Raw genomic sequence first — 12,666 nt, forward strand, 5'->3', positions numbered from 1 at the left:
GTATTCGTTTGGCGGAGCCAGAGGCGCGCGGGTGCGCCGGAAGGGACAGGCCCTCTCATGCGTGGCCCGCCCGGGTCTTGCGTGCCGCCGCTAGGGCAGCGAAATCGTCAGGTGCGCGGCACGCGGACCCAGCTTGACGATGTCGTGATAGGGCGCCATCGCGGTCTGCATTTCCGTGTTCAGGAAGTGGCCCATGCCCAGGAAGGCGAGCAGGCCCAGCAATGCGAACAACGCCATGATCGACCACAGCGGCACGTCGCGCTTGAGCGTGTGCGCCACCTTGTCGGGCAGCGGCCAGTGCGGCGCGAAGCCGGTGCGCTTGCCGCGCAACAGGGCGATCTCGTCGCCCAGGCGCGCCGTCAGATACCCCAGCTTTTCCTGGCCTTCGATCAGGTACTTGCCCTGGAAGCCCAGCAGCAGGCACATGTAATAGATCTCCAGCGATTGCAGGCGCGGGGCGCCCTGCGCGCGCAGATCTTCGAGCCGGGCGAAGAAGTTCTCGCCCGCCAGTTGCTCGCCAAAGAGCGCAAGCTGCAGCGGCTGAAGCATCCAGGCGTCGCGGATCGCGAAACCGGAATTGAGCACGGTCTCGTCCACGGCGGCACAGAACGCGTACTTGGTCGCGTACACGTCCTCGGCGGGAATATCCATTTTCTTGGCGGCGCGCTCGTAGTCCGCCAGGAACTGCTGCACGTGGGCGGAGAAGGCGGCCGCGTCGGCGGGCTCCTGGCCGCTCTTGAGCAAAAACAGCATCAGGAAGCCGTCGTACATCAGATCCAGCAACGACCTGGCGGGGCGGCTAGCGTGAAAGGCCGCCGCGTGCGGCGGCAGCGTTGCGCCAGGCATCAGGGAGGGGGCGTCAGCAGTCATGGCGGTGTCGTTCCTGTCAGCGAGTCACTGCGATCAGATCCAGCTTCAGTTCGGGAATCCCGGCGGGGGCATAGATGGCAATGCTTCGCGCCTGCAGCATGCGGTCATACAACGAACCGCGCGTCTGCAACGCGAAATAGACAGCGCCCGGCTTGACGGGCACGGCGGGCGGCACCTGCGGCGTATAGGAAAGCGGCACGCCCGGCATGGCGGACAGCACCAGCTTGTCCACGTCTTCCGGCGCGCCCACCTTGAAGCGCATGGGCACGCTCTCGGCCAGTTCGGCGGCGGGCATCGCGGCCTGCACCGCCAGATACAGCGAGGTGGTCTCGTCCAGCTTTTCGGAATCGAGGCGGCCCATGTGGAACGAGGGACGCAACTCTTCGAGCACGATCGAGAAGTACCGGGTCGAGATCACCGTTTCGAGCAGGTCGCGCAGGATCTCGTCCATGCGGGCGAACGCCGGTCCGGGCGCATCGTGGCGATACACGGGAAGATCCGCCAGCGTGTGCACCTTGGAAAAGGTCATCAACGCGCCCGCCAGCCGCGCCAGTTCCTGAAACAGGCGCTCGGGATGCAGTTGCGGGTGGTGGAACAGGTGCGAGAGCGTGGCGTAGGCCTCGTTTGCGGTGTGCAGCAGCCAGAACGAGGCGACGTCGCCGGAGCGGAACTCGATGATGTTCTTGCTGGGTTCGCGATGAAACCCATAGAGCGCGTTGACCTTGGCCTGCAAGGCGTCGAGCAGCCGCCGAAGCAGCTCGTGTAGGGCGCCGGAGGCGGTCAGCGACAGGCTGGGCGCAATGAAGGTCGTATCCAGTTCATAGCTGGCGTTGGCCGTGCGCCGCACACGCGCCACGGGAATCGCCAGCAGTTCGTCGCGCGGTTCGAATTCGGAGATCAGGCGCACGTCCTTGCGCAGGAACGCAAGTTCGGCGGAGGCGGCGCCGGTGTAGAGATCGGGGGCGGGGGTATTGCTGTGCGTGTAGCGGGAATCGAAGCTGCCCGACGTCTGGGCGTCGCGGTAGTTGCCGCCGATGGCCTTCAAGGGATGGATCGCCAGATAGAACACGGCTTCGGTCACGCCATCCAGCGCGGTCAACGCCACAGGCGGTGGAAGTTCATCGCCGTGTGGCGCGCTGTAGAGTTCGCCGTCCGGAAACACGGCGCTCATTTCGGTGGCGCGCAGCATGCCGTTGGCGAGCGCCGAGGCATCGAAACGCGCAGAGCGCAGACCCCATGCATAGGGGTGCAACACGCGGGCCATTTCGGCCAGCCGATCTTCGTGATACGCATCCTGCCGCTGGAAATGCTGCGGCCGGAGGAACAGACCTTCGCCCCAAAGGACTTTGGCGGAGTAACTCAAAATACGCGCTCCCTGTTTCGTCTTTCCTGGTTTCTCTATTGCTTTAAGAATTGAAGGATGTGAACGGCGGGCGGCTTTGATGCGTCAGCCCGGACACTGCACGCCGGACAGGCGTGACGGGTCGTAGGCGGGTACACCCGCAGGCAACGTGGGGCGGCCCTTGGCCACCGTCAGCGCGCAGGCATGCGCGCCCAGTACGATGCCGTCGTCTTCCACATCCTCGACTTTGAATACGTACTTCCAACGCATGGGCGCGGGTGCATAAAACAGCCCGGCGACAGCGATGTAATCGGCTTGCTTGGGGACTTTTTCGACGGTTTCGTAACGCTGTCCCGGCGTGAGCGTGAGCTCGCGCGAACCCAGCATTGATTCCCCCAGCGCTGCCTTTTCCCCGGCAGTGTCTATCAATTGCGTGAGCGGCGCACGCTGGAATGGCTCAGGATTCTTCAGGTAGTATATTTTTGTAACGACCGCCATCGACTGGCCGGCGCCGGCATTCAAATTTTCTCCGGCGTGAATCGCCAGGTTCACTTCCACAGGCGCGTTTTCGGGCTTTTTCAGGCCCGCCATCTCCATCGCATTGCCCGTCAAACCGGCCACCGCGCCGATGGCCGAAACGGCTGCACATCCAGTAAGGACGGTGCTCGCGAGCGCACACGACAACCCCGTGAACAAACGTGATAAACGGATATGTTTGGACATGGCTCTTTATACCGGAAGTGTGTGAAGCAATACAGATCACGGCACGATACGTGCAAATTCGACGCAAGTAACATGAAGAAACGTGCTGTAGCGCTGCACTAACAAAAGGTTGATGAAATACGGCCCCTGGTTACAACCTTGCTAGGTGCTTAAAAAATGCCCTTCTTCCGCCTCGTTGTCATCGCAGGTGTCGTTGCATTGATGACCGGCTGTGTGTCGGTCAAGCCGCAGTCCGAAGCCGAGTACAAGCAGTCCCTGGCCGACGCCGAAAAGACGTTGGCGCAGAAAGACGCTGACCAGGCGGTCGCGCAATTTGAAGAGATCGCGCAGCGCAATCCGTCGAAGGGCGAACCCTGGTCCTACATCGCAAAGATCCGCTTCGACCAGCAGAAGTACGGGCAGGCGATCGTGGCCGCCGACGAAACGTTGAGCCGCGATCCGGATGACTTCGTGGCCAAGACGGTGCGCGCCGTCGGTGGCCTGCGCGTGGCCATGCAGTCCCTGGCCGATGTGCGCGCCGACGCGCTGCTGGCCGGCAATGCCCGCCCGGACGCCGTTGCACTTGCCGAGGCAATGCGTGAAACGCTGGGTCAGGACGTCCTGTTCCCCGAGGGACGCCGTCCGCCGCCCCGGCCGCGCCAACCGCGCAAGGTGGATCCGGCACCTGCAGTCAAACCGGCAGCGGCGCTGCCCGCTGCGGGGTCGCCTGCAGCAGGATCGCCTGCCGCAGGATCGCCCGCCGCAGGGTCGCCTGCCGCAGGATCGCCTGCCGCATCCCCCGCCGCGTCCCCGTCTTCGCAACAACCCGCCAGCCCGCCTGCCCAGCAGCCCAATCGCGCGCCGAATCCGTTCGGCGACCTGCTGACCAAATGATTCGCCTTGGGGCGCCGCCATGGCGGCGTCTCCCCGACCGACAGACAAGATCCTTTGCACGGAGCCGTCCATGGCCAAGAAAGAAAGCGTTCAGAAACGATTGCAGAAAGTCCGTCCGCCGCGCGTTCAGCTCACGTATGACGTGGAGAAGGGCGACGCCATCGAACAGAAGGAGCTTCCCTTCGTGGTCGGCGTGGTGGGCGACTTCTCTGCGCAGTCCGAGGCCGAGCTGCCCCGTCTGAAGGACCGCAAGTTCGTCAACATCGACGTCGACAACTTCGACGACGTGATGCGGGGGCTGGAGCCCCGCGCGGCGTACCGCGTGAAGAACCGCCTGACTGATGAAGGCGGCACGTTCGGCGTCGACATGAAATTCCGCTCGATCGAGGATTTCCGTCCGGAAGCCGTCGTGCAGCAGGTGGATCCGCTGCGCGAGCTGCTGGACATCCGCACCAAGCTGGCCGATCTGCGCAACAAGCTTGCCGGCAACGACAAGCTGGAAGACCTGCTGGGCGAAGTGCTGACCAGCACCGAAAAGCTGCAACAGCTCACCAGCGAGACCGACAAGGGAGGCCGCAATGAGTAATTCCGCCGCCGCACAAAACACCGCCGCCACCGCCACCGAAGCGCAAAGCGGGCTGCTGGACCAGATCGTCGAGCAAAGCCGCGTCGCCAAATCCACCGCCGAGCACGACCGCGCCAAGGACATCATCGGCGAGCTGGTGCGTGAGGTGATGAAGGGCACCGTCGTCGTATCCGACAACCTGTCGGCCATGCTGGACGCGCGCGTCGCCGAGCTCGACCGCCTGATTTCGGCCCAGCTCAGCGAAGTGATGCACGCGCCCGAGTTCCAGAAGCTGGAGAGCACCTGGCGCGGTCTGCACTACCTGTGCCAGGAGACCGACACCAGCCCGATGCTGAAGATCAAGGTGCTGAACACGACCAAGCGCGACCTGGTTCGTGATTTCCAGACCGCGATCGACTTCGATCAAAGCCTGATGTTCAAGAAGGTGTACGAAGAGGAGTTCGGCACGTTCGGCGGTGCGCCGTTCGGGGCGCTGCTGGGCAATTTCGAGATCACGCGCCAGCCCGAGGACATGTATTTCATCGAGCAGATGTCGCACGTGGCGGCCGCGTCGCACGCGCCGTTCATCGCGTCGGCGTCGCCGGAGCTGCTGGGGTTGGACAGCTTTGCCGATCTGGGTCGCCCGCGCGATCTGGCCAAGGTGTTCGATACCGTCGAATACACCAAATGGCGCAGCTTCCGCGATTCGGAAGATTCGCGCTATGTCGGCCTGACCATGCCGCGCTTTCTGGGCCGCCTGCCGTACGACCCGGTGGAAGGCACCACGGTCGAAGGCTTCAATTTCGTCGAGGACGTGGACGGCACCGACCATTCCAAGTACCTCTGGTGCAACGCCGCGTGGGCCTTCGGCGCTCGCTTGACGGCGGCATTTGCGGACTTCGGCTGGTGCGCGGCGATCCGCGGCGTCGAAGGCGGCGGCCTGGTCGAGAACCTGCCCACGCATACGTTCAAGACGGACGACGGCGAAATCGCACTCAAGTGCCCGACCGAGATCGCCATCACTGACCGGCGCGAAAAGGAACTGAGCGATCAGGGCCTGATCCCGCTGGTGCATTGCAAGAACTCGGATTACGCCGCCTTCTTTGGCGCCCAATCGGTGCAGAAGGCCAAGAAGTACAACACGGACAGCGCCAACGCCAACGCGGTGTTGTCGGCGCAGCTGCAATACATCTTCTCGGTATCGCGCGTGGCGCACTACCTGAAGGCGATGATGCGCGACAAGATCGGCAGCTTCGCATCGGCGCAGTCCGTAGAGAGTTTCCTGAATCGCTGGGTATCGCAGTACGTGCTGCTGGACGACAACGCGACGCAGGAACAAAAGGCGCAGTTCCCGCTGCGCGAAGCATCGGTGCAAGTGGCCGAGGTGCCTGGCCGCCCTGGCGTCTTCCGTGCCGTGGCGTTCCTGCGGCCGCATTTCCAGCTTGACGAACTCTCGATCTCGTTGCGCCTGGTCGCCGAATTGCCGGCGCAGGCCCAGAAATCCTGAGCGTCATTGCACTGACAACTCATCCATCATCTGAAGAGGCTATCAACAATGAAGGACATCTACGTCAAGTTCGGCAATCCGGCGCTCAAGGGCGAGTCGCAGGACAAGGACCATCCGGACTGGATCGAAGTCAGTTCGTGGCGCCACGAGATCATCCAGCCGCGTTCGGCCACCGCATCGACCTCGGGCGGCCATACCGCCGAGCGCACCGAACACGGCGAAATGGTCTTCACCAAGGATCTGGACGTTGTCAGCCCGCTGCTGTATCAGCACGCGTCGGGCGGCACCACCTTTGACGAAGTGACCATCGACTTCCTGCGCGCTGACGGCGAGGGCAATCGCGTCAAGTACCTGGAGATCAAGCTCAAGTACGTGATCATTGCCCGCGTGGCGCCGGAAGTCGTGGCCGAAGGCCTGCCGCACGAAACGTTCTCGCTGAAGTACGCCGCCGTGCAGTGGAAGTACACGCAGCAGAAGGTGGGCGGCAATCAGGGCGGCAACGCCCAGGGCGCCTGGAGCCTGACCAAGAACGACAAGACCTACTCGGTCTGATCTCCGCCGGGCAGGCACGAAGACCGCGGCCCGAGAGGGTCGCCGTCCTTCTTTTGAGGCCCCGATGAAAGGATTCGAACCGAGTCTCTTCGACAAGCTGTTCGAAGCAGAGGGCCAGTCGCCCTATGCCTTGCGGCGCTTGTCGATCGAGGAGATGAAAGAGACGGTGGCGCGCGACATCGAGGCGCTGCTGAACACCCGCATGGTGTTCACCGAGGAGGACCTGCGGCGCTACCCGAACTGCCGGCGTTCCGTGCTGACGTACGGGCTGTCGGACTTTTCTGGGCTTAGCCTGGCCAGCCACTACGACCGCGAGTTCATCTGCCGTTCGCTCGAACAGGCGATTGCGCGCCACGAGCCCCGGCTGACGCACGTGCGGGTCATGCTGCAGGTCGACAGCCGGGCGACGTCGGTGCTGTATTTCGCGATCACGGCCATGCTGGATGTGGGGCCCGCCCACGAGCCCGTGACCTTCGACGCCACGCTGCAGCCCTCGACCTTGCAGTACTCCGTGACCAAGGGTTGGGCCAAAAGCCCGGCCACGGTCTAGCGCATCAACCCGCGGTGCAGGTGCCTTGGCGCGCCGGACAGGAAGACATCAATGGAAGAATTGCTGCCCTATTACGAGCGCGAACTTGGCTTCTTGCGCACCTCGTCGCGCGACTTTGCCGAGCGTTATCCGAAGATTGCCGCGCGGCTGGGGCTGTCGGGCGAGACCTGCGAGGATCCGCACGTCGAACGCATGATCGAGTCGTTCGCATTGCTGAGCGCGCGCATCAACAAGAAGCTGGACGACGATTACCCCGAATTCACCGAAGCGCTGTTCGAGGTGATGTATCCGCATTACCTGCGGCCGTTTCCTTCGTGCAGCGTGGCGCAGTTCGACTTGGGCGGCGCGGGCGCGCAATTGACCGCACCCGTGCGCATCGGGCGAGGCACCGAACTGAAATCCCATCCGGTACGCGGGGTGGCGTGTCGCTTTCGCACCGCCTATGACGTCACGCTGGCTCCCATCGAGGTCCGGCGCGCGGCGTTCGAGTCCAGCGCCAATGCGCCGGCCACGGCCAAGCTGCCGGCCGGCGTCACGGGCCGCTTCTCCATTACGCTGGGCTGCCTGGGCGAGAACCAGCACTTCGGCATGCCGGGCGTCGACCGCCTGCGTGTCTATCTGCACGGCGAACCGTCGTTCGTGGCGGCGCTGCGCGACGCCCTGTTCCTGCGCGCGGCTGCTGCCTATGTCGAGCTGCAGCCGGGACGGTGGGACCGCCTGGCCACGATTCCGCTGGCGCAGGTCGGGCTGGCCGAGGACGATGCGCTGATCGACTTTCCCGCCAGCTCGCACCCGGCGTACCGCCTGCTGGCCGAATACTTCGTGTTCGCGGAAAAATTCAATTTCGTCGATATCGACCTGGCCGCGCTGCGTCCCCATCTGGACGCCGTGCGGCAATTTACGCTGCACGTGCCGGTCAGCGGCGTGCGCGCCGATTCCAACACGGCGCGGCTGCTCGAATCGACATCGGCGGACAACCTGAGGCTGGGCTGCACGCCGGTGGTGAACCTGTTTGCGCAGCGCGCCGATCCGATCCGCGTGACGCACGCCGCGGCGTCGTATCCGGTGGTGGCCGATGCGCGTCGCGCGTACGGATACGAGGTCTATTCCATCGATCGCGTGCGTCAGGTGCGGCAGAACGCCCAGAACGATACGGTGGTGGACTTCCGGCCGTTCTACTCGCTGCATCACGGCGAATCGCCGGAGTCTGCCGGCCACTACTGGACCATGCGGCGCGATGCGTCGATGGCGCAACGCAGCCCGGGGTACGAGACCGAGATTTCCATCGTCGACATCGATTTCGATCCCTCGGTGCCGCAGACCGAAACCCTGAGCCTGGACCTGACGTGCACCAATCGCGACCTGCCGGCGAGCATCGCGGTGGGCCAGTCGGGCGGCGACCTGTTCCTGGAAGGCGGCACGGTGGCGCGCAGCATCCGGATGCTGCGCCGGCCGACGCATTCTCACCGTTTCCAGCAGGGGCGCGCCGCCCACTGGCGGTTGATTTCACATCTGGCGCTGAATCACCTGTCCCTCGTGCAGAGCGGCCTGCCCGCCTTGAAGGAAACGCTGCGCCTTTACGACCTGTCCGGGTCGGCGGTCGCCGCGCGTCAGATCGAAGGATTGATCGGTCTGGACTACAAACCGGCCACGCACTGGATGCCGGGCGAGCCTTTCGCCACATTCGTGCGCGGGATCGAGATCCGCCTGACCGTCAATGAAGATCACTTCGTGGGCACGAGCCTGCATACCTTCGTTGCCGTCATCAACCGCTTCTTTGGCCTGTACGTGCACGCCAACAGCTTTGTGCAATTGGTCGTGTTGTCGCGCCGCGGCGCAGAGGAATTACTACGATGCCCCCCATGCAACGGCGACGCCATCCTAGCGTGATGGACGCGCTGCTGGCAGAGCCGCAGCGCTTCAAGTTTTTCCAGGCCGTACGTCTGCTCGAGCAGTGCTTCGCGCGGCAGGAACGCGGCGCGACGCGCCATACGGTTCCCGTGCACCTGCGCTTTCCCAATGCCCCCGGGCTGGCGTTCCCGCCCAGCGAAGTCGTCGATGCGGTGGCGTATGACAAGGACGGCGAGGCGTTGGCCGACGAGGCGGCGCGCCAGGCTGCCATTGCCGAGGGACGGTTGGGCCGTGTGGAAGTGACGCCGGCATTCTTTGGTCTGCTGGGCGGGCAGGGCGCGCTGCCGCTGCATTATTCCGAGATGCTGGCAAACCGGGAGAGCCTGCGGCGCGACCGCGGCGCGCGCGCCTTTTTCGATATTTTCTCGAACCGGGCGGCGGCGCTGTTCTACGCCGCGTGGAAGAAGTACCGCATGCCGCTGCGGCACGAAACCGAACAGGACCATCACTTTCTGCCGCTGTTGCTGGCGCTGGGCGGGATCGGTCACCCGGCGCTACGCGACCGGTTGCACAGCGGCGCGGGCAAAGTGTTCGACGAGTCCGTGGCGCATTACGCGGCGGCCGCGCGCCAGCGGCCTGTTTCGGCGCCGATGCTGCAGCGCGTGTTGCAGGACTACTTCGGCGTGCCTCTGCGCGTGGAGCAGTTCGTGGGGCGCTGGTATGACGTGCCGCCGCAGAACCGTACCCGATTGGGACAGCCGGGCGCGGTACTCGGCGTGTCCGCCCTGGCGGGCGATCGCATCTGGCAGCGCGACCTGCGCATCCGGTTGTGGATCGGACCGCTGCCGCGCCAGGCCTTCGCTGATTTCCTGCCGGGTGGCGAGCGCGCGCAGGCGCTGGAAAAGCTGTTGACGATGTTCGGCGGCATGACCTTCGAGTACGAGGTGCGGCTGGTGCTGGCGCGCGAGAGTGTCATGCCTTGCCAGCTCGGCGAGGGCTGCGACTTGCGCCTGGGCTGGAATTCTTTTCTGTGCACCGGGCCGGCCGCTGAGGACCGCGACGACGCCAGTTATGAACTGCACACCATCCATTGAACCGAAGACAAGCTAAAGACTCATGGCCACTCCGCTGAAGACGTTGATCGGGAAGTTGAATCAGACCTGCCGCCAGGCCGCCGAGCGCGCGGCCAGCCTGTGCATGGCACAAGGCCACTATGAGGTGGATCTCGAGCATCTGTTCCTGGCGCTGCTGGAAAAGCCGGCCAGCGACGTGAGCATCATTGCGCGGCGTTGCCACATCCAGGCCGATGCGCTGGAAGCCGATCTGAAGGCGGAGATCGACCGGTTCAAGAATGGGAATACGCGTACGCCCGTGTTTTCGGCGCATCTGCCGAAGCTGTTCGAACACGCGTGGCTGATCGCGTCGCTGGACACGCAGACCACGCGGATCCGTTCCGGGCATCTGCTGCTGGCGTTGCTGACGGAGCCGGACCTGGCGCAACTGGCGCGCCGGGGCTCGCCGCTGTTCGAATCGTTCCGGCTGGACGAACTGAAACACGATTTCGCCGCCCTGACGCAAGGGTCGGAGGAGACGGGGCAGGCGGTGGGCTTGGCCGATGACGCGGGTGGGCAAGAAGCGCCCGGGCAGCCCGCGCCGGGCTTGTCGCAGACGCCCGCGCTGGATCAGTACACGACCAATCTCACCGAGCGTGCGCGGGAAGGCAAGATCGATCCGGTCATTGGGCGGGATGCCGAGATCCGCCAGATGATCGACATCCTGACGCGCCGGCGGCAGAACAATCCCATCCTGACCGGCGAGGCGGGCGTGGGCAAGACTGCGGTGGTCGAGGGGCTGGCGCTGCGCATTGTCGCGGACGACGTGCCGCCCGCCTTGGCCGGCGTCACGTTGCGCGTGCTGGACATGGGCCTGCTGCAAGCCGGGGCCAGCGTCAAGGGCGAGTTCGAAAACCGCCTGAAGAACGTGATCGACGAGGTCAAGAAGAGCCCGTCGCCCATCATTCTTTTCATTGATGAGGCGCACACGATGATCGGCGCGGGCGGGCAGGCGGGGCAGAACGATGCCGCCAATCTGCTCAAGCCCGCCCTGGCGCGGGGCGAGCTGCGCACCATCGCCGCCACGACCTGGAGCGAATACAAGAAGTACTTCGAGAAGGACGCCGCGCTGGCGCGGCGCTTCCAGGTCGTCAAGGTCGAGGAGCCGGACGAAGCGCTGGCGGCGTCGATGCTGCGTGGCATGGCGCCGCTGATGGAACGCCACTTTGGTGTGCGCGTCCTGGACGAGGCCATTGTTGCGGCCGCGCGGCTGTCGCATCGCTACATCACGGGCCGTCAGTTGCCGGACAAGGCCGTCAGCGTGCTCGACACCGCCTGCGCGCGCGTGGCGCTGGGCCGCAGCGCCACGCCGGCGCTGATCGACGATGCGCGTCATCGCCTGACGCGGCTGCGCACCGAACGGGAGGCCCTGCGCCGCGAGGCCGCCACGGGGGCGCCGCAGGCGCGGCTGGCGGAACTGGACGCGGAGATCGCCAGCGTGGAAGCGGCGCTGGCCGACGCGGAAGGGCGTCACGTGGCCGAGATGGCGCTGGTCGACAGGATCCAGGCCTTGCGCGCCGAACTGGAAGCCCAGGGGCAGGAGGGGACGAGCGGGGATGCGGCTGCTGCGCCATCCGCCGCGCCGGCCGCCGGACGCCGCAAGCCGGCGCCCGCGCCGCTTACGCCCGAGCAGCAGCGCCTGGCCGGGCTGATGGACGAGCTGCGCGCCTTGCAGGGCGAGCAGCCGCTGGTGCCCGCCTGCGTGGACGCCCAGATCGTGGCGGAGATTATTTCCGCCTGGACCGGCATTCCGCTGGGCCGCATGGTGAACGACGAGATCCGCACCGTGCTGCAATTGCAGCCCATGCTGGCCGAGCGCGTCATCGGCCAGGACCACGCGCTGCATGCCATCGCGCAGCGTGTACGCACGGCTCGCGCCGGGCTTGAAGATCCGGACAAGCCCAAGGGCGTGTTCCTGTTCGTGGGCCCGTCGGGCGTGGGCAAGACCGAGACGGCGCTGGCGCTGGCCGACATTCTTTACGGCGGCGAGCGCAAGCTGGTCACGATCAACATGAGCGAGTACCAGGAGGCCCACAGCATTTCCGGACTGAAGGGCTCGCCGCCCGGATATGTCGGCTACGGCGAGGGCGGCGTGCTGACCGAGGCGGTGCGGCGCCAGCCCTACAGCGTGGTGCTGCTGGACGAGATAGAAAAGGCCCATCCCGATGTGCTGGAACTGTTCTTCCAGGTGTTCGACAAGGGTGTGATGGACGATGCGGAAGGGCGCGAGATCGACTTTCGCAACACGCTCATCATCCTGACGTCCAACGTGGGGTCCAGCACCATCATGCAGGCCTGCCTGAACAAGCCGGCCAGTGAACGCCCGTCGCCGGAGCAGTTGGCGGAACTGCTGGCGCCGCAGTTGTACAAGGCGTTCAAGCCGGCGTTCCTGGGCCGCATGAAGACGATTCCGTACTACCCGGTGGACGACGACGCGCTGGCGCACATCATTGGCCTGAAGCTCGGCCGCATCGCGCGCCGCGTCCAGGCCACGCACCGCGCGGCGTTCGACTGGGACGACGGATTGGTGGAAGCCGTGCTGGCCCGCTGCACCGAGGTCGACACGGGCGCGCGCAATGTGGACCACATTTTGAATGGCGCGCTGCTGCCGGAGATCGCCGAGCAGGTGCTTGGCCGCATGTCGCAGGGTGAGGCCATCGCCAAGATCCGCGTGACCGCGGGCAAGAACGGCGAGTTCCGGTTCCGGATGAGCTGACGAGG

The 12,666-nt window shown here is 65.0% G+C and carries 11 protein-coding genes; 8 read left to right on the plus strand and 3 right to left on the minus strand.

All coding sequences use genetic code 11. From position 1 onward, the window contains the following. Positions 1–90: 90 nt before the first annotated feature. The 3 genes from AB3147_RS04430 to tssJ all read right to left on the minus strand — a co-directional run bounded on the left by AB3147_RS04430 (position 91) and on the right by tssJ (position 2,935). Positions 91–870, minus strand: coding sequence for a DotU family type IV/VI secretion system protein (locus AB3147_RS04430; RefSeq protein ID WP_175123334.1), 780 nt, complete (start codon positions 868–870; stop codon positions 91–93). Between the two features lie 16 nt (positions 871–886). Continuing rightward, positions 887–2,233: a type VI secretion system baseplate subunit TssK gene (gene tssK / locus AB3147_RS04435; protein ID WP_175123333.1), complete on the minus strand. Its 1,347-nt coding sequence runs from the start codon at positions 2,231–2,233 to the stop codon at positions 887–889. 84 nt (positions 2,234–2,317) lie between these two features. Continuing rightward, entirely contained in the window at positions 2,318–2,935 is a 618-nt protein-coding gene (tssJ, locus tag AB3147_RS04440) for a type VI secretion system lipoprotein TssJ (RefSeq protein WP_312998920.1), read from the minus strand. A gap of 156 nt (positions 2,936–3,091) precedes the next feature. On the opposite strand from tssJ, the gene AB3147_RS04445 reads away from it, so the two are divergent. From AB3147_RS04445 to tssH, 8 genes are all read left to right on the plus strand, one after another. Continuing rightward, complete coding sequence (locus tag AB3147_RS04445; protein ID WP_367351461.1) at positions 3,092–3,808, plus strand: tetratricopeptide repeat protein; 717 nt, start codon at positions 3,092–3,094, stop codon at positions 3,806–3,808. Positions 3,809–3,878: 70 nt separating this feature from the next. Then, on the plus strand, positions 3,879–4,394 hold the full coding sequence (gene tssB / locus AB3147_RS04450; protein WP_008168611.1) for a type VI secretion system contractile sheath small subunit: 516 nt from the start codon (positions 3,879–3,881) through the stop codon (positions 4,392–4,394). Further along, on the plus strand, positions 4,387–5,880 hold the full coding sequence (tssC, locus tag AB3147_RS04455; RefSeq protein ID WP_175123331.1) for a type VI secretion system contractile sheath large subunit: 1,494 nt from the start codon (positions 4,387–4,389) through the stop codon (positions 5,878–5,880). The genes tssB and tssC overlap by 8 nt, the downstream gene beginning before the upstream one ends. Positions 5,881–5,928: 48 nt before the next feature. Further along, complete coding sequence (locus AB3147_RS04460) at positions 5,929–6,432, plus strand: Hcp family type VI secretion system effector (RefSeq protein WP_105237422.1); 504 nt, start codon at positions 5,929–5,931, stop codon at positions 6,430–6,432. A 64-nt stretch (positions 6,433–6,496) separates the two neighbouring features. Beyond that, entirely contained in the window at positions 6,497–6,982 is a 486-nt protein-coding gene (gene tssE, locus AB3147_RS04465; RefSeq protein WP_105237423.1) for a type VI secretion system baseplate subunit TssE, read from the plus strand. A 51-nt stretch (positions 6,983–7,033) separates the two neighbouring features. Further along, positions 7,034–8,872, plus strand: a complete 1,839-nt coding sequence (gene tssF, locus AB3147_RS04470; RefSeq protein ID WP_367351462.1) for a type VI secretion system baseplate subunit TssF — start codon at positions 7,034–7,036, stop codon at positions 8,870–8,872. Then, the gene (gene tssG, locus AB3147_RS04475; protein ID WP_367351463.1) at positions 8,836–9,927 is read left to right on the plus strand and encodes a type VI secretion system baseplate subunit TssG; all 1,092 of its coding nucleotides are present in this window, start codon (positions 8,836–8,838) and stop codon (positions 9,925–9,927) included. The genes tssF and tssG overlap by 37 nt, the downstream gene beginning before the upstream one ends. A gap of 22 nt (positions 9,928–9,949) precedes the next feature. Continuing rightward, entirely contained in the window at positions 9,950–12,661 is a 2,712-nt protein-coding gene (gene tssH / locus AB3147_RS04480; protein ID WP_279975744.1) for a type VI secretion system ATPase TssH, read from the plus strand. Positions 12,662–12,666: the final 5 nt, after the last annotated feature.

Origin of the sequence: Achromobacter animicus (genome assembly GCF_040775605.1) — a bacterium.
GTDB classification, from domain to species: domain Bacteria; phylum Pseudomonadota; class Gammaproteobacteria; order Burkholderiales; family Burkholderiaceae_B; genus Achromobacter; species Achromobacter animicus.